17 protein-coding genes are annotated in these 22,638 nt (G+C 39.6%); 12 read left to right on the top strand and 5 right to left on the bottom strand.

Translation table 11 applies throughout. The features are described 5' to 3' along the window. The first annotated feature begins 134 nt into the window (after positions 1-134). The 5 genes from XYLOR_RS07060 (at position 135) to XYLOR_RS07040 (ending at position 7,973) form a co-directional block, all read left to right on the top strand. Positions 135-716 (top strand): RNA polymerase sigma-70 factor, encoded by a 582-nt coding sequence (locus tag XYLOR_RS07060; RefSeq protein WP_036878087.1) that lies wholly within the window; start codon positions 135-137, stop codon positions 714-716. 57 nt (positions 717-773) lie between these two features. Beyond that, positions 774-1,748 (top strand): FecR family protein, encoded by a 975-nt coding sequence (locus XYLOR_RS07055; RefSeq protein ID WP_036878086.1) that lies wholly within the window; start codon positions 774-776, stop codon positions 1,746-1,748. A gap of 131 nt (positions 1,749-1,879) precedes the next feature. After that, complete coding sequence (locus tag XYLOR_RS07050; RefSeq protein ID WP_211242074.1) at positions 1,880-5,119, top strand: TonB-dependent receptor; 3,240 nt, start codon at positions 1,880-1,882, stop codon at positions 5,117-5,119. 15 nt (positions 5,120-5,134) lie between these two features. After that, complete coding sequence (locus XYLOR_RS07045; RefSeq protein WP_036878082.1) at positions 5,135-6,757, top strand: RagB/SusD family nutrient uptake outer membrane protein; 1,623 nt, start codon at positions 5,135-5,137, stop codon at positions 6,755-6,757. A gap of 382 nt (positions 6,758-7,139) precedes the next feature. Beyond that, positions 7,140-7,973, top strand: a complete 834-nt coding sequence (locus XYLOR_RS07040; protein WP_036878081.1) for a carboxylesterase family protein — start codon at positions 7,140-7,142, stop codon at positions 7,971-7,973. 404 nt (positions 7,974-8,377) lie between these two features. Here XYLOR_RS07040 and XYLOR_RS07035 read toward each other — a convergent pair whose 3' ends face one another. Next, positions 8,378-8,950 (bottom strand): RNA polymerase sigma factor, encoded by a 573-nt coding sequence (locus XYLOR_RS07035; protein WP_036878080.1) that lies wholly within the window; start codon positions 8,948-8,950, stop codon positions 8,378-8,380. 147 nt (positions 8,951-9,097) lie between these two features. Between XYLOR_RS07035 and XYLOR_RS07030 the strand changes: the two genes are divergently transcribed. The 5 genes from XYLOR_RS07030 to XYLOR_RS13335 are packed head-to-tail and all read left to right on the top strand — an operon-like array spanning position 9,098 to position 18,286. Then, complete coding sequence (locus tag XYLOR_RS07030) at positions 9,098-10,501, top strand: TlpA family protein disulfide reductase (RefSeq protein ID WP_036878079.1); 1,404 nt, start codon at positions 9,098-9,100, stop codon at positions 10,499-10,501. Between the two features lie 14 nt (positions 10,502-10,515). Next, positions 10,516-11,760 carry a FecR family protein gene (locus tag XYLOR_RS07025; RefSeq protein WP_036878078.1) on the top strand — a complete coding sequence of 415 codons (1,245 nt, stop codon included), beginning with the start codon at positions 10,516-10,518 and terminating at the stop codon, positions 11,758-11,760. Between the two features lie 7 nt (positions 11,761-11,767). Beyond that, positions 11,768-15,280, top strand: a complete 3,513-nt coding sequence (locus tag XYLOR_RS07020) for a SusC/RagA family TonB-linked outer membrane protein (protein WP_036878075.1) — start codon at positions 11,768-11,770, stop codon at positions 15,278-15,280. 15 nt (positions 15,281-15,295) lie between these two features. After that, the gene (locus tag XYLOR_RS07015; RefSeq protein WP_084608546.1) at positions 15,296-16,852 is read left to right on the top strand and encodes a RagB/SusD family nutrient uptake outer membrane protein; all 1,557 of its coding nucleotides are present in this window, start codon (positions 15,296-15,298) and stop codon (positions 16,850-16,852) included. A 3-nt stretch (positions 16,853-16,855) separates the two neighbouring features. Then, positions 16,856-18,286 carry a TlpA family protein disulfide reductase gene (locus XYLOR_RS13335; RefSeq protein ID WP_084608545.1) on the top strand — a complete coding sequence of 477 codons (1,431 nt, stop codon included), beginning with the start codon at positions 16,856-16,858 and terminating at the stop codon, positions 18,284-18,286. A gap of 103 nt (positions 18,287-18,389) precedes the next feature. Here XYLOR_RS13335 and XYLOR_RS13800 read toward each other — a convergent pair whose 3' ends face one another. The 3 genes from XYLOR_RS13800 to XYLOR_RS13330 all read right to left on the bottom strand — a co-directional run bounded on the left by XYLOR_RS13800 (position 18,390) and on the right by XYLOR_RS13330 (position 19,821). Next, positions 18,390-18,500: a smalltalk protein gene (locus XYLOR_RS13800; protein ID WP_154655695.1), complete on the bottom strand. Its 111-nt coding sequence runs from the start codon at positions 18,498-18,500 to the stop codon at positions 18,390-18,392. Between the two features lie 118 nt (positions 18,501-18,618). Next, positions 18,619-19,095 carry an HU family DNA-binding protein gene (locus XYLOR_RS07005; RefSeq protein ID WP_036878072.1) on the bottom strand — a complete coding sequence of 159 codons (477 nt, stop codon included), beginning with the start codon at positions 19,093-19,095 and terminating at the stop codon, positions 18,619-18,621. A 186-nt stretch (positions 19,096-19,281) separates the two neighbouring features. Continuing rightward, positions 19,282-19,821 (bottom strand): HU family DNA-binding protein, encoded by a 540-nt coding sequence (locus XYLOR_RS13330; RefSeq protein ID WP_154655694.1) that lies wholly within the window; start codon positions 19,819-19,821, stop codon positions 19,282-19,284. A 797-nt stretch (positions 19,822-20,618) separates the two neighbouring features. On the opposite strand from XYLOR_RS13330, the gene XYLOR_RS13960 reads away from it, so the two are divergent. Together XYLOR_RS13960 and XYLOR_RS13325 are read left to right on the top strand one after the other, a co-directional pair. After that, positions 20,619-20,843: a hypothetical protein gene (locus XYLOR_RS13960; protein WP_211242073.1), complete on the top strand. Its 225-nt coding sequence runs from the start codon at positions 20,619-20,621 to the stop codon at positions 20,841-20,843. After that, entirely contained in the window at positions 20,795-21,073 is a 279-nt protein-coding gene (locus XYLOR_RS13325) for a transposase (protein WP_374057287.1), read from the top strand. The genes XYLOR_RS13960 and XYLOR_RS13325 overlap by 49 nt, the downstream gene beginning before the upstream one ends. Here the strand turns inward: XYLOR_RS13325 and XYLOR_RS06990 are convergent. Next, positions 21,070-22,287 (bottom strand): alpha/beta hydrolase family protein, encoded by a 1,218-nt coding sequence (locus XYLOR_RS06990; RefSeq protein WP_036878070.1) that lies wholly within the window; start codon positions 22,285-22,287, stop codon positions 21,070-21,072. The genes XYLOR_RS13325 and XYLOR_RS06990 overlap by 4 nt on opposite strands. Positions 22,288-22,638 lie beyond the last annotated feature (351 nt).

Genomic DNA, 22,638 nt, shown 5'->3' with positions numbered 1-22,638 from the left:
AATTTAAATATTACTTTTGCGACTTGTTTACGAATGGCAAAGACAATATATCTTAATAGTTAAAAATGAATAAAGATTATTGCAACTTCCATTATTTATAGACCTTTTATACTGTTTAATACAGAAGAAAAGCAATGTTTGTTGACGATAATTCTGAAAAATCATTAATCAGAGAACTGAAAGAAGGCTCATATCGTGCATTTAATTCGATATACGAATTATATTCACGTAGATTATTCGCATACTGCCTCTCATTTTCTAAATCAAGAGAAATAGCCGAAGAAATAGTACAAGATGTTTTTGTAAGACTATGGACTTGTAGAGAAAATATAAGACAGGATGAGACTCTGTGCTCATTACTTTTTGTAATGTCAAGAAACAAGTTGATTAATTCTTACAAGGCTAGAATTAATTCTCCAATGTTTGAAGATTATGTATATTGCAATACCATATCATTTGAAGATAAAGGTTTTCGGAAAATAGAATTTGATGAATTCGAGAATTATGTTAAGAGGAAAATAGAAGAATTGCCAACTACTCAAAGGCGAATTATTGAAATGTCGCGTATAAGGCAGATGAATAATAAGGAAATAGCCAAAGAACTTGGTCTTAGTGAGCAAACTGTAAAGAATCAAATGTCTTTAGGCTTAAAAACGTTGCGTAAAGAACTGAGCCGACACAGTTATTTGCTGCTCTTGTTATTATTAGTTAATTAACCAACTTATTATGGTATTTTAGAATAGATATATGGTCATACATTATATATAGGACAAATGGATGAATTACAAAAAAAATATCTGGAAGATAATTTAGATCTTGATTCTCTCAAAGAATTGAAAGAGAAAGTTGCGGAACAGACAGATTCGCAACTAGAAGACTCTATGTATCAATATTGGATGAACGATTACATTGATGAGGATAAAGTAGACAATAGCGATATTTTAAGGCTAAAAAAGAGAATAGACAATATTAATGGGTATAATAAATCGACCAAAACAATAATATTACGTGTTATTTCAGTAGCAGCAGCGATACTTCTTCCTATATTTATATTTTTCACTATCTATTTATATAATAATAAAACCACAAAAACAGATTCCACGATGGTAGTAGCTACTGCTTCAGGCGAAAAAGCTTCTATTACTCTTCCTGATGGAACCAAAGTGGCATTAAACGAAGATACAAAATTGGAGTATAAACCAGGAACATATAATACTAGCGAGAGAAATATAAAGTTTAATGGCGAGGCTTACTTTGAAGTTGCCAAAAACAAAGATTGTCCTTTTATAATCAATACAGGCCGTCTAATAGTAAAAGTACTTGGTACAAAATTTAATCTCTCAGCACGTAAAAACAGTAAAGAAGCAGAACTGACGCTGAAAGAAGGTCGTGTGGAGTTTTGTTCTGTCATGACATCACGTAATGTTATCTTACATCCTATACAGCAAGCTATTCTTAATTATCAGAATGGTCATATTACTGTAAAAGAACTTGATGCTATTGATAATGTAGTAGCATGGAAATCCAATGAAAAGATCTTTGATAATGAAAGTCTTAGCAATGTTATACGCTATATTAATAAGCAGTATAATGTAAATATTATAATAAAGAGTAATTATAATTCAAAAGATTTATTTACAGGCACAATACCTACCAACGACCTATATAGTGCCATAGGGATAATAAAAGAATCGTATCATTTGAAGAGTTTTACTGATGGTAAAAATATACTAATGACCGGGAAATAGATTTTTATGTTGCATAACATAAAAATTTATTGGTACTTTTACACTTAAACTTTGTCTATAATATAAACCGCCCCCAAAAACATAATGGGGGTGGGCCTAACATTATATCTATTAACTAATAAAACCATTACATGAAAAAGCATTTTAGAATTAAACAATTCATTATTGTAATGTTTCTGTTCTTATTCTGCTGTGTTGGAGTGCAAGCTCAACAGCAGAGGGTCAGTCTCAATCTGAAAAATGTTTCGCTTAAAAAAGTCTTTAGCGAAATAGAAAAGCGTACAGATTATCGTTTTTCTTACAGAAATGCTGTTGTTGATAATCAGAAAAATGTTACCATCAACAAGACCAATTCTTCCGTTTCTGACATCCTGGAGGAAGTATTACAGGGGCATAATCTGGAGTATTCTGTCATTTCTCCTAAGTCGATTGTAATATCAGACAAACAGCACAAAAGAATTGCCAATGGGGCAGTTCGTAAGGTTACCGGTACTGTGAAAGACGACAAAGGTGAACCTATAATAGGAGCAAGTATAATAATTAAGAATACAAGTAAAGGTTCTATCTCGGATATGGATGGAAATTTCTCTCTTGAGGTTCCTGACAATGCAACTATTGTATGCTCATATTTGGGATATACGACAAAAGAAATTTCTGTCAATAACCGTTACAATTTTAATATTGTAATGACCGAAAGTAATAAGATCCTTAATGAAGTTGTCGTCGTAGGATATGGTACTCTTCGCAAGGGCGATGTTACAAGTTCTGTAGGTAGTGTTAAAAGTGATGCCTTTATCAAAGGTTCTGTCAACGATGCAGGCCAACTTATTCAAGGAAAAATTGCCGGTCTGGCAGTAACAAATTCGAGTGGCGATCCAACATCACAGACCACTATATCATTGCGTGGTAATACGACAATCCTAGGAGCAACCACATCTCCTTTGGTATTAGTAGATGGAGTGCCGGGCGACCTTAACACAGTAGCTCCTGAAGATATTGAGAGTGTAGATGTATTGAAAGATGGTTCTGCAGCCGCTATTTATGGCTCTCGTGGAACAAATGGAGTAATCATGATTACCACCAAGAAAGCTTCAGGAGATAATATAAACCAGATTGAATATAGCGGTTATGTAAGTACATCAACTATAACTAAAAAACTTGATATGTGTACGGCTGCCGACTATCGCCAACAGATAGCAGACGGATTGCGTGATGCCTCTTGGGATAAGGGTTCTGATACAGATTGGCTTGATCAAATAACTCGTACGCCATTCAGTCATGTTCATAACTTATCTTATAAGGGTGGAAACAGAACTACTAATTATATATTCAATCTCAATTACCGTAGCCTTGAAGGAATTTTCAAACGCTCTAACAAGAATGAATTCCAGGGCCGTGCAGAAGTTAATCATAGTATGCTGGACAATAAACTTAAATTTAATTTTACCCTTATTGGTAATCAGACAAACTATATCTCTACATCAGATGGAGGCAGCTTCAATACATATTGCTATCGGCAGGCTCTGATACATAACCCTACAGAGGCAGTTACCAATCCTGATGGCAGTTGGAATGAAAATACCGGTATATTCGAATACGACAATCCTGTATCTCGTATATATGAAAGTGATGGACGTCAGGATATTACGCAGACCAGATTTAATGCTAGTGTAACTTACAATCCAATTCCTGATTTTACTTTCAAGGCTCTGTTCTCTTATGACAAGATACATCAGTATGGTGGATATTATGAGACAAAGAAACATATATCGAATCTTAGAGATGGAAAGAATGGATATGCATCAGTTGGTGCAAATACAAATCTTACAAAACTGATGGAGCTAACGGCCCAATATCGTAAGACTATCGGCGATCATACTATATCAGCATTGGTTGGATATAGTTATCAGGCTACAGACTACAGCAATCAGTATGAACAGAATTATGATTTCCCTACCGACTTATATAGTTATAATAATATAGGTGCCGGCAACGCTCTCAAAGAAGGTCTGGCAACTATGTACAGTTACCGGCTGGAAACTAATCTGATTGGCTTCTTCGGTCGCCTTAACTACAATTATAAAAACCGTTATCTACTAATGGCAAGCCTCCGTCATGAGGCAGCAAGTCAGTTGGCCGGCACAAAGCAACCATGGGGTAATTTCCCTTCTATATCTCTGGGATGGCGTATTACGGAAGAGTCTTTTATGAAAGAGCAGAAAATATTCAACGACATAAAGTTGCGTGCAGGTTATGGAGTTACCGGTTCACAGCCTAACGAATCTTTCTTAGGCAAGTCAATGCTTGGATATGGTGATTATTATCTTTATGATGGTAAATGGGTAAAAGCTTTACAACCTACACAGAATGCCAATCCTGAACTGAAATGGGAAGAGAAACATGAGTGGGATATAGGTGTGGATTTCAGTATGCTCGATTTCCGTATTAATGGTTCGATTGACTGGTACAACCGTCAGATTAAAGGTCTTCTGTATGATTATACAGTACCTTCACCACCTAATCTTTATACTACTACGCGTGCAAATGTAGGCACAATGAGCAATACAGGTCTTGAAGTTATGCTTAATGTTATTCCAATCAAAAATAACAATATGCAGTGGAGTAGTACTGTTACATTCTCAACCAATAAGAATAAGTTGAAGAGTCTTTCAAATGATTTATATAAGGCTTCTACAGATTATTTCTTGACAGGATGGATTCAGGAACCTGTAAAGACAGAATCCCATATAGTGAAAGTAGGCGAGCCTATTGGCGAGATCTTTGGATTCAAAGTCGTCGATGTAGATGAAAAAGGAAAATGGATTTATGAAGATAAAGATGGAAATCATGTAGGTTATGATAAATTTACCCATTCTTTTGAAGATAAGAAAGTCCTAGGAAATGGACTTCCTAAGTGGTATCTTGGATTCAGCAACAGTTTGACGTATAAAAATTGGGATTTTGCTGTAAGTATGCGTGGAGCTTTCAAATTCCAGATAATCAACTGTGCACGAATGTTCTACGAAAATCGTAGTCGTCAGGACTGGAACAGATTGAAATCAGCTTACGACAAAGTATTCGGCAAAGCCGTATTAAGCCCATCTTGTTCAGAAGAGTTCAATAGTTATTATGTTGAGAATGGTGATTATTGGAAGATAGATAATATCACCTTAGGATATAAATTTGGCAACATATGCAAGTACATAAAGAGTCTTAGAATATACGGATCTGTAAACAATGCCTTGACAATTACCGGTTATAAAGGTGTAGACCCGGAAGTATCAACATCAGGACTGAACCCGGGATATGACAACCGTGATCAATATCCACATATACGTTCATTTACGGTAGGTGCAAACATAGTATTCTAATAAAAAAAATGAGTCATGAAAAATAAAATATTTATAATCAGCCTTGTGGCTGCTTCATTGATCAGTTCTATATCATGTACAGAACTTGATGATAAAAGTTATAATAGTATAATTGCTGATGGCTTTCAGCCTACCAGCTCAGATATAGGTTCTTTATTGTCATCAGCATATGTTCCATGGCGAAAGACATTCCTTCTTTGGAATGGAGTGGCAAGAGCTGAGATGTTATCAGCCGACGAAGATGTCATACCTGCAAGACCTAACGGTTGGGTAGATGGTGGCGTATACAAACGTATGCATCAGCATAAATGGACTAGTGAAGATGATATTCCTCTTGAGTCGTGGGTACGAACATACGATGGTATAAATTCATGCAACAGGGTTTTATATCAGATAGAGTCGGGGCAGATTCAACTGGGCGACAAGCAGACCTCTGTAGTCTCTGAATTGAAAGTGTTAAGAGCATCTTATTATTATCTCTTAGACGACTTGTTTGGCAATGTTCCTATAATAACAAAATTTGATGTACCCGCAGGATTCTTGCCAGAGCAGAGTTCACGTAAAGAAGTTTACGAGTTTATTATAAAGGAGATAACAGATAACATACCAAATCTTAGTGAAGAAGTGAACACTGAGTATTATGGCAGATTCAACAAATGGGCTGCGTATACACTTCTTGCAAAGATGTATCTTAATGCTCAGGTATTTTCGGATGGTAATTATACAGAATGGCAGAAGTGTATTGATGCATGCGACAAGGTAATAGGTTGTGGCAAATATACGCTCGAAACAAAGCAAAGGAATGTATTTGTAACTGACAATGAAAATTCAAAGGAGATAATATTTGCACTTCCTTTTGATGCTACATATGTAACAGACTGGAATGCATTTGATTTCCATATGTACACTCTGCAACCGGCCAATCAGAAGACGTATAATTTTCAGTCCACACCATGGGGCGGCGTATGTACAATTCCTCAGTATATCAGCAGCTTTGACAAAGATGATGAGCGTCTTGCCAACTGTTTCATAAAAGGGCAGCAATACGATACTTCAGGTAATCCTTTGAATTGTACAATGGGAGATATGGCAGGTAAGCCTCTTAATTATGTTAATGAAGTGCCCAGTATTGATGCATCACAGGAGACAAGTGGCTATCGTTGGGGAAAGTTCGAATATGCTAAAGGTATAACAAACCGTCTTAGCAATGATTTCCCTATATTGAGATATGCTGATGTCTTGTTGATGAAAGCTGAGGCATTGCTGAGATTAGGAAAGTCGGACGAAGCAGCTGATTTAGTAACACAAGTAAGACAAAGAGACTTTACCGATCATCCCGAAAAAGCTGTTGTGACAGGCGATCAACTTAATGGTCCATGTGTATATGATTATGGTCGTAGAGATACTGAAAAGACCACACATGATAACACTCAGATAAAGTATGGCCGTATGTTAGACGAACTTGGATGGGAGTTTACACAAGAAGGTAGAAGAAGACAGGATATGGTCAGATTTGATGCATTTACTACGCTTTCATGGTTCTCTCATGATGCTAGTGATAAGACAAAAAATCTTTATCCTATTCCTAACAAACAGATATTAGCAAATGGTAACTTGAAGCAGAATCCAGGTTATTAGTGTTCAGGTTAATAATTTAATACAAGTGTTTATATGAACCTCGAAAGTATGAAATCGCTTTTGAGGTTCATTTTTATTTCCCCCAAAAATTCCTTACTTATCCTCTGTCACTTCGTGTCACCTACCTAATCAAGAGAGATAGTAATAAGTTAGACTTCTCATTATATTTTTTGCATTTTATTAATTACTAGTTAGTGTTATATTAATAGTTTGAGACTGAGACTTTTTACTTTAATAATTGCATGTAATCCAACTATATTAATATATCTCAATTAAAATTACTATAACTTATTATTAAGTTAGTCTCACAATTTTTAATTTTAGCCCTATTGCGTGATATTTAATTTATCACTATCTTTGCCACATAAATATATCTATGTAAATGAAAAAAACAATATTACTATTTCTGCTGACTGTTGTTTCGCTCAGTTCTTCAGCATACGATTTTCTTCGACCTGTTAAAGGACAGATACCCGGAGGATATAATTTCTGGGTATATACGCCACAAGATTATTTTTATTCACTCGAAAAAACTCCGGTAGTAATATTTCTGCATGGTGCCAGCCTTTGCGGACATGATCTTAATAGAGTGCGCCGCTATGGTCCGCTTGATGCAATCGTGAGAGGGCGGGATATAGAAGCTATAACCATCGTTCCTCAAAACCCCGGTGGGGCATGGAGTCCTAAAAAAGTAATGCAGGTTTTAGATTGGGTAAAGTCTAATTATCAGTGTGATAGCACTCGCGTATATGTGTTGGGTATGAGTCTTGGCGGCTTTGGCACAATGGATGTTTGTGGCACTTATCCTGACAGGATAGCGGCCGGTATTGCCATGTGTGGTGGTACATCTCTAAAAGATGTAAGTGGATTGGGTGAGTTACCCTTTTGGATAATTCATGGTACAGCCGATAGGGCAGTCCCTATCAGACAGTCTAAAGTCGTAGTAGAGAAGTTGCAAGAGTCTCATAATGACAGTCGTCTGCGTTATGAGTGGTTAGAAGGCGGCAATCACGGTACACCGGCCCGTATCTTCTATCTCAAAAAGACTTACGAATGGTTGTTCTCGCATAGTTTGGTGGATAAAGACCGCCCCGTCAATAAAGATATCAACATTGGGATGTCTGATATTCAGAGGGCTTATGGTGATATACATTCGGGTACTGATGATCCTGAAATAATAGATGGCCCGAGTATAACGACCGGACATGAATACTAATGTTTGACACCTGAAGTGAACCCGGAAAGTTGGACAAACCCAACTAAACATTATAAATATGTCAATCAAACATTCATTTCCCCTTTATTCCTCATTTTTGATTAGGGAGGTGCAACGAAGTGACAGAGAATAGGTAACTATCAAGAGATAAGTAACTATCAAGAGATAAGTAACTGCCAAGAGGATAAGTAACTATCAAGAGATAAATAACTGCCAAGAGATAAGTAATCAACGAACTATTAATCGAATAGTAGTATATCTTTGCATGTACTAAGTTGCCCATACACTATATATAATGTATAAATAAACATCTTATATATATTATAATATCTGTTATTATTATAAGCATCAATAATAATATTAGAATTATGAAAACAAACAAAATGCTGAGTAATAATCTGTTGTTAGATAAAAACATCTATACTGAAAAGCACAGAAATAAGAATTTGCATGAATTCATCGCCCCCAAATCTGTTGCGCAGTAGAGATATCATTTTAGATTTCCTCTTGTTGAAATTGTCTATTGATATATCAAGCATTGCAGCTGCCTCAGCATTCTTTAGACCCTGTTGAAAATTCAGTTCAAAGATCTGCCTGTATTTATCCGGCAATTCGTTAATAGCATTAAGTAACATATCAATTGTTTCCTGCTCAATGATCGCTGTTGAGACCTCAGGTTCTATTGTTTCTAACTGATTAAGATATTTATTCTGAGTATTACCTTTTCGTAATACAGAAACACATTTGTTATGAAGACAAGTGAAAAGAAAAGCTTTCAGTTGAGACGGTGAGACAAGAGTAGGTAAGGAATGATATACCGTAAGTATAGATTCCTGAACACAGTCCTCAGTCATCATGGCATATTTTTTGCCAAGTATTCTGGCTGCATAAGACATGAGCGAAGGCCACGCTTCGCGATAAAGACTGTCTAGATTATTTTCCTTAAAATCATCGAATACCTGTTGGCTAATATTCATATTGGTTTCTATCTTATACAAAATTACATCTTTTTCTCCTTAAATCAAAAGAAAAACGAAAAAAAAGCTTATTTTTGTTACATAAATCTTCATTCTTTGCGTATTAGCTTTCAAAGTGACAACTTTATCATTAAAAATTAAAATTGTATGAGAGACAAAAGAAAAATTAGGATTCTTACCTTGGGAGCTATGCTATTGGCTATGCCATTAATGAGTCATGCTCAGTTGCTCAAGGGAGTAATCAAAGGTTTTACTGTTGATGAAGCAGGAGTCAACTACTCACCTGATGGCTATGCAATCAATGCGAAGATGAATGATCTGAAAATCCAGAAGGATGGAACTTTCACCTTCGACATGGATTTTCAAGGACCGACGGCAGATGTAGGTATTGATTTAGGGGCCAATGGTTATTTCGGTGCACATTTGGTTAAGGGCAAGACAGTAGAAATTGCTATCGAAAAAAAAGGTGCTGAATACGACGTAAAGTTCAGCGGTGCTGACGTCAAGATCAACTATTTGGTTAATCAAATAACCAGATCGTTTGATAGCATGAAGTATTGGGCTCCTGATCCATCTGAAGACAAACCAAATGCAACTTATCGTGCTCTTTTGGAGACTGAGTATGCTAAGGTAAAAGCTCTCCTACCTACAATTAAAGATAATAAGGTTCGAGATTATTATACCAGATTGTCTGAAGGCAACTATAAGTGGACCAAGATACGCCTTATCATGGATGCATCCGAAGATGGGGCAAAATATCAGGATAATGAAGAATTTAAGCAGGCCATAGCCGGCATAGATATAAACGACCCAATAAACTACCAGACCAACCTGTCACTGACAGCTCTCAATAATATGGTGAAAGCTCCGTTAGAAGGAAATAATGAGGCATTCTGCCGTGAGCAAATGGCTCTTGTAGATAAGATTGTAACTCTACCGGGATTGCGCACATCAATGGTAAGTATGATAGGTCAGCAGTATTTTTTATACGGCAATGGTGTTGGCGGTGATCAAGAGTCTTTCATACGTGATTATCTGAAGTTTGCCGGCAATGACTCTATCGTGGCTAAGGGTATGATTCAGCAGTTCAAAGACAAACAAGAGTCAAAAAGACTCACAAAGTCAGGCAAAGCTGCCCCAGATATCACTCTTAATACACCCGACGGCAAGTCAGTGCAACTATCCTCATTGCTAAAGGGCAAGTTTACATATATAGATGTTTGGGCCACATGGTGCGGACCTTGCGTAAAAGAGATTCCACATTTGGAGCAACTTGTCAAGAGATTTGCAGGCAATGATAAACTACAGTTTATAAGTATATCTGTAGATGAAAATACCAAGGCATGGAAAGATAAACTAGCCAAAGACAAACCTCAGTGGGCACAATTTGTATTGACACCCCAAAACAACCAGATATTCTCAAAAGACTGGGGCATAACAGGCATCCCTCGTTTTATCATGATAGATTCGAAAGGCAACATCTTCAGTGGAGATGCTTCACGGCCTTCTGACGAGAAAACAGCAAAGACCCTTGAAGAAGAGTCTAAATAACTTTAATATAAAATATGAGTCAACCTTTAGAGCAAGAAAGAATTCCTTATCTCATCTGTAAGTATCTTATAGGTACTATCACAGATGAGGAGGGCAAAATGCTTACTGCATGGCGTTCGAAAAACGCATGCAATGAAGAAACGTTTCAGCATCTGATGAATATGGAGAACTTCTCTATGGAGTTGCGAAATAGAAATCAGGTAGACTATCACGGTCCACTCGAAAGCATGAAATACCAGTTGGGCATTAACGAAGGAGTCATTAGCCAAGAAACCATTAACGAAGGAATTATTAGCCAAGGAATCGTTAACGAAGAAACCTTTTCATCCGAAGTCACTGTTAAGAAGCCTTCGCGCTTATATCGTGTGATGACTGCAGCGGCAATTCTCCTCCTGTTGATAGGTTCTGTATTGTTTTGGCAGAACAGAGCGCATGAGGATAAAAACGTGAAAAAGGTGGCTGTTATGTCCAATCAAATAATTCCCGGACATACGCAGGCCAGACTTACTCTTGATGATGGCACAACGGTATTTCTTACCGATAATACTATCCTGAACAAGAGGAAAATATCGATGGCCGATAACAAGTCCCGCAGTAAGATGAACAATCTTTCTACTCCTCGTGGTGGCGAATTTAAAGTTAAACTTGAGGATGGCACTGAAGTCTGGCTTAATGCAGAATCAAAACTGTGTTATCCTAAGAAATTCTCTGCCAAAGAGCGTAGGGTAGAAGTATCCGGAGAAGCCTATTTCAAAGTTGCACATATCAACGACAGACCGTTCTATGTAGTGAGCGGCGGTCAGGAGGTCAGAGTATACGGCACTGAGTTTAATATTCATGCCTACAATGATGAATCGATCGTTTACACCACACTCGTAAAAGGAAGTATCTCATTGAGAACCTTTGGTGGCAGCAATAACAAAATTATGCTTACTCCGGGCAATCAGGTCATCTTTGACAAGGTAGATGCATCTGCACAAGTGCACGAAGTTGACCCCGATGTGGTTACAAGTTGGCGCAGGGGCGCATTTGTGTTCCAAGAGCAGACCATGGAGCAGATAATGAAAACTCTGAGCAGATGGTATAACTTCAAGTATGCCTTTACCGACAAGAAATTAGCAACCACCGTATTTATGGGAAGTATTCCCAAATATGGCAGTTTCAAAGAAGTTACAGATATATTCAAGAAGATAGGTGGAGTTCGCCTCCGCCAGAAAGGTGATATTGTCTTGATATCGCCTGAAGATAATTCTAAATGATTATTGTATGAAAAGAGAGATTATAATTTTTTCGTTGTTCCTGATCTTTTTGGTGGCTTTGCCATCGGGGATAAAGGCGCAAACGTTCAGCGTCAGTTATAAAGAACAGACGATAGAGCAAATTACTAATGACCTGCGAAAGAAGACAGGTTATCAGTTTGTGTACAAGAAGGAGGTTGCTGATCGAGTCGGACCTATTACTTGTCATTACAAGAATGCGACTTTCAAGGAGTTGCTTAACCGTATCTTCAATGAAGAAGCCGGACTGGATTATGAGATATCCAATGGCACTGTTATCATCAAGCAGGGCAAGGCAGATCAACCTTATTACAAGAAGTTGATTTATGGTGATGTTTCCGATTCTCATGATGAACCGCTGGCCGGCGTCACAGTCATGGTAAAAGGTACAGGCACTGGAGCAACAACCGATTTGGACGGACATTTCTCTATCATCGTGGAAGGTAAAAATGCGCAGTTGGATTTTTCATATATAGGTATGAAAAACAAGACAGTGGCTATTAATCAGCACACAGACAAGTTGCTGATGGTTAAACTTGACACAGACGATAATCTTCTGAACGAAGTACTTGTCACCGGATATCAGAATATAAAGCGCGAAAATGCCACAGGTTCATATCAGATTATCAGTGCCAAAAATTTGGACGAGAGATACACGAAGGATGTTACAAGTCGTCTGGAAGGACAGATACCCGGACTTACCATTTACAATAATGGCAATACCGATGATGGCCTTGCATCTATGGTGATACGTGGTGCAGGATCATTCCAGGCCAAGACCTCACCTCTGATTGTCGTAGACGGATTACCTATCGAGGGATCTATTGAGACTGTCAATCCTTATAACATCGAAAATATCACTGTGTTAAAGGATGCATCGGCAGCCGCCATCTATGGTGCTCGCGCTTCTAATGGCGTGATCGTTATTACAACCAAGAGAGCACATGATGAAAGATTGTCGGTCGACTTCAATGCCGACCTTATCATCTCTGATAAGCAAAACTATGATAATAGAAGATGGGCCAGTGCCAGTCAGGCGTTGGATTTGGAAGAAAACAATTTCAACTATGTAGCAGGACATGACGAACTGTACAACGATTTAAAAGGCAGATTTGCCGTTAACCCCTACGCTCTGTCAATGGCTTCGCGTGTAATGTTGCAGCACAAAATGGGCACTATGGATGATAAGACATACAACAATATCATGAGCACATGGCGTCAAAACGACTATCGTAAAGAGTGGGAGAATGTAATGCTCCGCTCACAGGTACAACAGCAGTATAATGTGTCTATACGCAATAAGGGCAAACTTCTTAATTCAAATATTGTTTTGAATTATTCGGGAGATAATATGGGTAAAACTCTTGAAAACGATAACACCTACCAACTTAGTTATCTTGGTGATTTGTCGGCTGCCAAATGGTTAGACCTTACTTTTGGCGTAAATCTTATCAGCGAGCGTTCTAAAGTACATGCTTCCAGTCAGTATAACGATATCAACTCCTTTGCCCCATACATGAGTATGTATAATGCAGACGGATCTCATTCAGCCATGGAGGCAGGCACTTATCTTGGCGAACCAAGTCTGCGCGATCCGTCTTTGGGATTGGAGTCAGAGACATTCAACCTGTTGGACGAATCGAAACTTAATTTTACAAAATCTCGTAGAAACAATATCCGAACCTTTGTAGATGCCAATTTCAAGATTCTTCCTGAGTTCAGCATTTCCACAAAGTTCCAGTATGAGGACATCATCTATAAAGGAGAGACCTATCTTGAAGGCAATTCTTATGTGATGAGACATCTTTACAACCTCACTACAAGCGGAGGCAAGCACTATCTGCCCGAAGGTGGAATGTTGCGCAGCACCAATGATAATGGTGATTTCTATACATTCCGAATTCAGGGCAACTATTCTAAAGTATTTGCCGAAAAACATTCATTCGAAGCTATCGCAGGTATGGAGTACCGCCAGTCGCACGACCGCTCTACTAATAACCTTTTGGTGGGCTACGACGACCAGTCGCAGACCAATCTGAACTATCTCGTAAACTTCTATGATCTCAACCAACTCACCTCTTCTGATTTAGGTGCCAATTATAGCCCTGCAGGTTCTTTACCTACAGCCGCCGACTATGCCACTACCGATATTCTGCATCGTTTCTATTCGATGTATCTCAATGCCAATTACACTTACGACAGCCGTTATTGCGCATCATTCTCTTATCGTGTGGATAAAGCCGATTTGTTTGGTGCAGATCCTAAGTTCCGCGGTCGTCCGCTGTGGTCGGTTGGTGCCAGTTGGAACATCGACCATGAACCCTTCATGAAGTCTGTAACTTGGGTAAATGCACTGAAACTCAGAGCCAGTTATGGTCTGACGGGTAACATAGACCAAAATGTATCTTCTTATCTTACAGCAGCCATCGCCGTCAATGATATTAACGGCAAGAAGGGAGCTACACTCAACACACCTCCAAATGATCAGTTGCGTTGGGAGAAGACAGCTTCTTGGAATATCGGCCTTGACTTCTCGCTCTTCGATCATCGCCTTAGCGGTTCGCTCGACGGATATAGCAAGACCAGCAGCGACCTCTTGGCTCTTACCGATGTTGACCCTACTACCGGATGGTCATCGTTGAATATCAACAATGGTAAGGCTCGCAATACGGGTATAGAACTACAGTTAGACGGTGCGATAATTGCCCCGCAGAATATGAATGATCTTGGCATATCAGCTTCGTTCAACATCGCTTACAACAACAATAAGGTTCTGCATGTAGACCATCTGCCGTCATCCGGCATGGAAGCCTTGACCACCTTGCATGAGGGCCGACCTATAAATTCGCTCTATTCTTATCGCTTTGCCGGAATGAAGACCGACGACAGTGGTGTTCAGTCTTATGGTTGGTATGATAAGACAGGCAACGTACATACCACAGATATTGGTTCAGGCGAGTTTGGCGTAGACGATATAGTCTTCTCAGGTGGATTAGACCCTCGTGTAACAGCAAGTTTTGTACCTGAGATCACATGGAAAGGATTCTCACTTTCAGGCATGTTCGCCCTCTACGGAGGTCACTATATGCGTGCAGCTATGGAGGATTGGGGGCACGGCGGTACACAGTATGGCTATAATTCAATGGACGAACCTTTACCTGCTGCCTATCTCAACTACTGGAATGCAACTGATAAGAGCTCTGCCATCGCCAATGGATATCTTGGCTTCAAGACTATTGGAACGCCCGGATACATAGACCAGACCGTAATGCATGCCGACTATCTTAAACTTAGAAATGTAGTTTTGGGTTATCAATTCTCTAAACGTATATGCGATGTTATAGGTGTCAGGGGCATGCGTCTGCGTGTTCAGATCAACAACGTCGCTACTTGGGTGCGCAACAGTCAGGGCATCGACCCCGAGGCTGTAAATCCTGTTACCGGCTATGCCACCGCTAAGGCGCGTAAAAGTTATACAATGAGTGTCGGCATTAATTTATAATATAATAAACAGAATATGATGAAACATATTAATCATAAAATTATATACGCATCCCTGGTTTGCCTGATGACATTGTCATTCAGCAGTTGCAACGACAAGTTGGATATTACACCAAAAGGGAAGAGCACGCTTGGTTCGGTAGACGACCTGGAGATGCTGTTCAATCAGCAGTACGACTTTGGTCTGCCTTTTACCGATCTGGGCTTGATATGTAATGAAAGTTATGGTCAGACGGTCAACGTGCCTACGGCGCTGAGTCAAAAGAGTACGATGCTCTACTCTATGATAGCATGGGATGAGTCGGTAGATCGCGCATCCCTGACCCTTACCGATAGCCGATATAACAATGCCTACAAGTACATCAACTATATGAATACCATCATAAATAAGATGCCGGGCGCAAGTGGCGATGAAAACAAGAAGAAAGCTCTTGAGGCTGAGGCTCACATTATGAGAGCTTATATCCATTGGCTTCTGGTCAATATCTATGCACCTCAGTATGATGAGGCTACAGCCGCTAAAGATGGCGGAATAGCTTATGTCACCGACCTGAATGTTACAGACGTAAAGAGCAAGGAGACTGTTGCGCAGGTATACGATAAGATTCTGGCAGACTGCAGCGATGAGTATATCAATGCCCTGCCTTTACACTCCAACGATGTGCTCCGCGGCGATCAGGCTTGGGCCAATGCCGTAAGGGCCAAGGTTCTTATGCAGATGAAAAGATATGCCGACGCTATTCCTTATGCAACTAAGGCTTTGGACATAAACCCTACAATCGAAGACCGTTCGTCGGTACTTACCAAACTTGATTGGATTTTGCCTAAACAATCCAAGTCCAACCTTCTTTATATGGGAGGACTTCTATTCACCGAAACAATTTCGCCCGAAACAATATCACTCTTCGAAAGGGGCGACTATGTAAAGGACTACGCTTTCATGAATGGCCAGACTTCTCCAGGCGGTGGCGGCGATGATGATTCTGACGCAAAGATGCAGGCATGTGCCAAGATCCTCAAGAAGAACGCTACACGAACAGGTTTTCAAGATGGAGATCCCGACGACGATTATGTTCCTGTCAATTCGGCCAATCCGAGCTGGAGTCCGCTTTACGGCATGATGCTGTCGGGTGTGATGGGCGCAGATACATATTTCAGTATGCAGTCTTTTGTCAACGGCTACGGTATCACTAGCGACAGGATGTACTATACCTTGGCAGAGTGCCTTATCCGTACGGGTAAATATAAAGAAGGCATCGACTTAGTCAATAAGGTACGCAAAAATCGTATTGGCGAGTCTTACTATACAGATCTCTCGGCTACAAACGAAGCCGACGCCATGGCCCAACTGCAAAAGTGCAAGTGGATAGAATGCCTTGCTACGTACGAGAACTTCTTCGACTGCAGGCGTTGGAATACCGAACCTGCCTACAAGAGAACTATCACTCGCAATATGACCGACCTTAACGGTAATACCTATTCGTTCTCTATCGCTCCAAATTCAAAATTGTGGATATTCCCATTCCCACAAGATGCTGTACGCAAAAATCCTACACTAACACAAAACTATTAATATATGAAGTACGTTAAATTTTTATCCTTATTATTTATCGGATTGGCGTGCACGTTGTCTTCCAAGGCTCAGATGCTGAAGGTCTGCGTAAGAGATAATTCTCTTAAGGCAGGCGCCATGATGATTAATAATAAGGATATTTCACCCATTAAGTTTGATTCAAAAGGTGTGTGGACCTATCAAAACGATTCTATACATACACCCCGTCAGATTACTATCATGTGTGGAAAGGGAGGCCTTGCACCAGTCGTAATACAGACAGGCAAGTCGCAAACAGTAACGTTATCTCTCAAGAACGGACGTACCGAAGTTTCTTATAGTGGAGATTTTCAGGTAGAGTCACAATTTTATTATCTCTTCATGAATTTCGAACCCGAAAAGAACGAACGTGATGGTCATAATTTTTCTGATATGGACGACGACGAACTCAGAAAGATGGCCGAGAAGACTAAGCAAGAGCAGATTACCTACGATGAAGCCTACCGCCGTTTAGATCGTAGATATAACGAAATCTTAAAGTGTATCAGCAAGGTATCAGATGCCGAATCACGTGATAAATTTACGAAGATGGCAAATACCCATCGCCTTACCAACCTGTTGACTCTTACCGAAGATAAAGCATGGTCTGAGAAACGCGACATCCATAAAGATGCCTACTATCAGAAGCTGCTCAGTCAGATTGATGTCAACGACACCTTTGGCCTCGACGAGATTTACAGATTGCCTCAGACGTTTGTCAACTTCTATCTTACCACCTCTGCCACGGCAGATAATCTTACAGCCTATGGCTTGGATTATATTAGTGTTGTAAATCAGTATGTCAAAAATCAAGAAGTTAAAGACCGCCTACTTTTCAATATGGCTGTTGATCTGTTTTCCACATCATCCGATTCGCCTGCTAAGAGTTTTGAGATCGACACCTTCTGGTCTGCCTTCAGCAAGGCGGCAAGTAAGAAGATCGTGAGCAACTTGCAGTATATCGTAGATTCACGTAAGAATGCCATTGCGGGCGCAAAGTGTCCTGATGTTACATTAAACGACATAAAGGGTGCTCGTCATCAGTTATCCGATTATTTTGGCACCTATATATTTATCGACATCTGGGCTACGTGGTGTGGACCTTGTTGTGCTGAGATTCCATTCATAGAGAAGTGGGTAGAGCATTACAAGGATAATCCAAAGATTCGTTTTATCAGTATCAGTGTTGATGCCAGTTATGCGGCATGGAAGACCAAACTGGAGCGTGATAAACCTCAGTGGTTGCAGTTCAATTGCGATAAAGAGGAAAACAAGGCCATCACTGAGCAGTGGGGCATTGTAGGCATACCTCGTTTCATCATTATTAATCCTGACGGAACAATCAGACAGGCAGATGCCTTCCGCCCAAGCGACAGTGAATTCCAACAGAAACTGGATAAGATCATTTCTGAGTAAAAAAAATAAGGTACTTTCCTGACAGACGGATAAGCTATTTTTGTTATAGCACTTCTCTCTCTCCGTGTCTTGGAAAGTACCTTTTCTTCGTTTTTAGTTCATTCTAAAACGGTCCGTGCCCTGTGCACGAAGTCACTCCAATTGTAGTGGCAATGGCCGTAAGAACCGTAATAAGCAGTCGGAGCATTTTACCCCATGGCATCTTTACTTTCATCTTTACTTTAGTTTTTGTGGTTTATGGTGCTTTTTTATTAGCACCATCGTAGTTTTGTTTCTTAGGAATAGACAGTGTGGGTTCAAACCACACCGTCTTTGGTTCACTCAGTGCATTGCTATTTAGTGACTCCGCCTGCGTTAGGAGCGCCCTTGGCTTTTGCAGCCTCTTTCTCGCCGATATTCTCATTGCGAGGTGCCTCCTGCACCTTAGCGCCGCCCAACATCGCTCTTTGGCGTAAACCTGTGGCATCCCTTTTAGTCTCAGGCTGGAAGTTGATGTGCAGATCTCTCACATTCTTAGCCACCGAATATTCGTCGATAGTCTTGCTTCCAACTCCGCGGATGCCAATCTTGAACGAACCCAGTCCGTCAAGTTTCACACGCATGGAGTTCTGCAACTGAGTGGCCATCGTCTCGACCAACTCTGTTAGAACCGCCTTGATATCGGCAGCCTTGATGGTACAGTTGGCCTGCATTATCTTGGCCAAGCCCTCGGTGTCAATTACTCCCACGTGTACGGCACGGGCGAAGTATAATCCTGCAGTGCGGCTGTTTTTTCTTTTGTCTTTGTTTAATTTGTAAAGTACCGGCATAATTTGTTGTGTTTTTTTTGATTGTGATGAATGAACTTCTTAATGTCGATTTTCGACCCTCAGCTTCTTTCATTCCGTTTTGGGATCTTCATCCCATGTTTGTGTTGTTGTCTTGTTTTTATTCTCCCCTCTGCGAGTAAGGGGAGTCCCCCGAAGGGGGGAGGGATACGTACAACAGAAGAGTAATCATTTACCTTTCCGTCTTCCCTTGGCAGGATTATCAGGTGCTCTGACCAGTTGCGCCCCATCCAGCAGCATCGTCTCGTGACTTCCGTCAGCCGCCAAAGTATATTCAGGCCAGAAAATAATCCTCAGCGACCTCACGTTGCGTTTCGGGTCAAAGTCCTCGGGCGAGGAAACAGGTTCGTTGGTGATGCTGATTTTGAACGTTCCGAAACCGTCCAACTGCACACGCTGTGAGTCCTGTAACAGCAATTTCATTGTGCACACCAATTCGGAAATTACTCCGAGCACGTCGCTCTCTTTCAGCGAACAGTTAGCCTGTATCAGTCGTGCAACCTCTCGAGTTCGCCAAGTCCCCGTGTGTTGTGCCAGGGCGTAATATTTGCCTGAGGCAGAAGTGTTTGGCGCGGTGATGCGCTTCATCTTGTAAATTATTGGCATTATGAAATTTCTTGAATATTGCTTCGTGTATTGAAGCCTGTGGCTTTCTTCTGTATCAGAAGCGTTTTCCTCATCGTGAGGAGCGTTTAATGTGTTTTCCATAGGTCGGCAGTATTGTCCGGCGAAGGCGGTGTCAGCGAGCGTTTGGAAAACTGTCTGCGGCAGTTGATCAGTCTGTCCGACGGCGTCGTCGCCCCTTGTTCTCATTGACGGTTGCAAAGGTACGGCAAATCTGTGAAACCTCAAAACTTTTAGGGCACAAAAATGATTTGTAAAGAAAGTAGAGCATAAAAAATGGCTCTGAAATGCCTATAAACAAAGGCGTTGTAGCGGATAGCATAAATTTCGTTTTGCAGAATCCTAATCATGGCCCCGTCTTATTGGCTTGATTCCAAACGGTAAAAAAAGTCTCGGTCTCAAGTCTCAAACATGTGGTTTCAAATCCCATTAATAATCCTCCTGTAGCTTAATTATAATATATAATATTATTATATATTATAATTATATTATTATTACATTATTATTACATATAATATTTTTTAGAAGCAAGAAATTCAAATATAGTTTTTTGAGACTTGAGACCGAGACTTTTATAACTTTTCATTTCAATGAATGAGGAAAATAATTAACATTAAGTGTAAAAATAATGTCAAATAATTATGCATCCTAATACTTTTTCTGCAATAAAAAGTCTCAGTCTCAAGTCTCAATATTATGAATTGACAGTGTCTTTTTTTTGATTTCAGTAGATGTTTTACTTTTTTCACTGAATTGCTAGACTGAAGTTCTTCTGACAAAATAGGTAATTATGAAGACGCTGCGGAGTTTGCCTGGCGGTAATAAGGCGTTTTTATTCTATTTAACGTGAGTTAGACGAATTATAAGTACTCAAAAAGTTGGTGATCAGCGAAAAAAGTTGTACCTTTATAGTATTGAAAGACAAAGGATTACAAACAATATTCGCTATGATCACCGAGGATAAAGTTACTGAAATATTTTGTATTGCAGATGATTTGGCTTCGCCGATTTTCAATTCTGCAAGTTTGTTGGTGACAAAGGCTATATCAGCAGGAACTTGTTTGAGAGGCTTTTCGTTGACGGCATACAACTCATTACTAAGTTGAAGAATAACATGAAAGGAGCTATTATGAAAGTCTCAGACAAGTTACTCTTAAGAAAAAGGCTATCATTGAGACTATTAATGATGAACTTAAGAACATTGCACAAGTGGAACATTCAAGACATCGGTCTTTTGATAATTTTATTGTCAATACACTTGGAGCATTGGCTGCATACTGCCTTTTCCCTAAGAAGCCTACAATCAATGTTGAAAGAACTGTTGACAGACAATTAACTTTGTTCTAAATTCGTCGAACTCACGTTAAATTGGTCATCCATCCAATCAAACATCACCTGATGGAATAGTTCATGATTTCCTTCTTGGCAATGCTCTTCTGCCCCATCTTCTCTTGTAAATCTATATACTGTCTTTGGTGATTGTATTGAATCTGTCAATTGTTGTAATTGGTCTTCTGACACAAAGTGATCAGCTTCACCTATTGTCAGCAATACAGGACATTTAATTTTATCAGCAACACCACGCAGAGTGTATTTCTTCATCTCATCAAACACCTCATAGCGATGTTTTTTTCCCATCACCCATATACCGTTGTTGAGCAACCATCTTAGGCTAGGATTCTTTTCTTCAGCCATAGCCAGTAATGCTTCTTTCTTTTCGTTAGGCAAAGTTTCAAGCACCTTCAATTGTGGGTTCTGATTTAGTGTAGACTCGTATGTATCATAAAACACATTGAAAGTAACAACAGCCTTTATTCTTTCATCAAATGCAGCTGCTCTTGGAGCAAAATATCCACCAAGGCTCATACCAAATAGAGCCACAGCATCCTTATCCACATCTGCGCGTTTTGAAATAAAGTCTACAGCTGCTCCTACAGGAACTTCCGTGTCGTGGCGCATAATGAGGTTTTGAGTGCGCAAAGCTTGTCCCTGACCTGGGAGTTCGAATATCAGACAATTATATCCTCGGTCTATTGCTGGAGCTGCAGCGCAGAAATAAAGTTCCTGCAATGTAGAGTCATATCCGCCAATAGCCATCAATGTTGGTTTTGGTGTCTTTGGATCATAATCGTGCGAGCCAAAGAAATAGCCTTTCAGATATGTATCCTGATAAGGTATCTCCACTATTTCATAATATGTTTTGAATAACTTCATCGCCTTTTCAAAAGTAGCCACACTCTTTTCAAAGTTCAGCATTCGTCGTGGGTCTGTTCCGTCAAGGAAGAATTCTGCTGTACGATAATAATTATGTGCTCTTAAAAAAGCTTCTTTAGCACTAGTCTTATGTTTTCCCTCCAAACACTTCTCGGCTCTTAATGCAGTCTTATCAGCTGTTTTTGAAAACTCCTCATACCAACTATTAAAGTCACCTTCTTTTATGCGTGCTGCTGTAGCCAATGCTTCACCAATACTGGCGCCGTGATAGCGCGAATAACTAACTGCTCTCAATAACTCGAATGAGAATGCCTGATCATTAAAATATAGTTTCATAGCGTTCCTAATTAAAAATAATTATTTGATGTTATCTGAATGTGCATTGCACAATCTACATCTGCAAATTAAATACATTTTTCTTATTTATGTACATTTCCTTAACTTAATTTAGAAATGATGCTACGTAAAGAACATCGAATATAGCAAAAGTAACATCATTTTTTCACGCTCAGATATGGAATATTGATTATACATTAATGATTAATTTTGTAAGACATAGTGAACCTGAAATTGAAGTCAGTACCAAGTACTACGTTTTTTTGTGAATCAATTTGTTTTTAATATTGACATACACTTTTATTTGTTTTTTTAGTAATTCCGCAAATATTTTAGTAACTTTGTAACACA

This window comes from Xylanibacter oryzae DSM 17970, assembly GCF_000585355.1.
GTDB classification, from domain to species: Bacteria; Bacteroidota; Bacteroidia; order Bacteroidales; family Bacteroidaceae; genus Prevotella; species Prevotella oryzae.
This window is presented reverse-complemented; position numbering and strand designations above follow the sequence as displayed.

What these genes read in the sequence shown, in the direction of transcription:
- XYLOR_RS07060 (WP_036878087.1), top strand. Translation starts at nt 135, where the DNA reads ATGTTTGTTGACGATAATTCTGAAAAATCATTAATCAGAGAACTGAAA.
- XYLOR_RS07055 (WP_036878086.1), top strand. Translation starts at nt 774, where the DNA reads ATGGATGAATTACAAAAAAAATATCTGGAAGATAATTTAGATCTTGAT.
- XYLOR_RS07050 (WP_211242074.1), top strand. Translation starts at nt 1,880, where the DNA reads ATGAAAAAGCATTTTAGAATTAAACAATTCATTATTGTAATGTTTCTG.
- XYLOR_RS07045 (WP_036878082.1), top strand. Translation starts at nt 5,135, where the DNA reads ATGAAAAATAAAATATTTATAATCAGCCTTGTGGCTGCTTCATTGATC.
- XYLOR_RS07040 (WP_036878081.1), top strand. Translation starts at nt 7,140, where the DNA reads ATGAAAAAAACAATATTACTATTTCTGCTGACTGTTGTTTCGCTCAGT.
- XYLOR_RS07035 (WP_036878080.1), bottom strand. Translation starts at nt 8,950, where the DNA reads ATGAATATTAGCCAACAGGTATTCGATGATTTTAAGGAAAATAATCTA.
- XYLOR_RS07030 (WP_036878079.1), top strand. Translation starts at nt 9,098, where the DNA reads ATGAGAGACAAAAGAAAAATTAGGATTCTTACCTTGGGAGCTATGCTA.
- XYLOR_RS07025 (WP_036878078.1), top strand. Translation starts at nt 10,516, where the DNA reads ATGAGTCAACCTTTAGAGCAAGAAAGAATTCCTTATCTCATCTGTAAG.
- XYLOR_RS07020 (WP_036878075.1), top strand. Translation starts at nt 11,768, where the DNA reads ATGAAAAGAGAGATTATAATTTTTTCGTTGTTCCTGATCTTTTTGGTG.
- XYLOR_RS07015 (WP_084608546.1), top strand. Translation starts at nt 15,296, where the DNA reads ATGATGAAACATATTAATCATAAAATTATATACGCATCCCTGGTTTGC.
- XYLOR_RS13335 (WP_084608545.1), top strand. Translation starts at nt 16,856, where the DNA reads ATGAAGTACGTTAAATTTTTATCCTTATTATTTATCGGATTGGCGTGC.
- XYLOR_RS13800 (WP_154655695.1), bottom strand. Translation starts at nt 18,500, where the DNA reads ATGAAAGTAAAGATGCCATGGGGTAAAATGCTCCGACTGCTTATTACG.
- XYLOR_RS07005 (WP_036878072.1), bottom strand. Translation starts at nt 19,095, where the DNA reads ATGCCGGTACTTTACAAATTAAACAAAGACAAAAGAAAAAACAGCCGC.
- XYLOR_RS13330 (WP_154655694.1), bottom strand. Translation starts at nt 19,821, where the DNA reads ATGGAAAACACATTAAACGCTCCTCACGATGAGGAAAACGCTTCTGAT.
- XYLOR_RS06990 (WP_036878070.1), bottom strand. Translation starts at nt 22,287, where the DNA reads ATGAAACTATATTTTAATGATCAGGCATTCTCATTCGAGTTATTGAGA.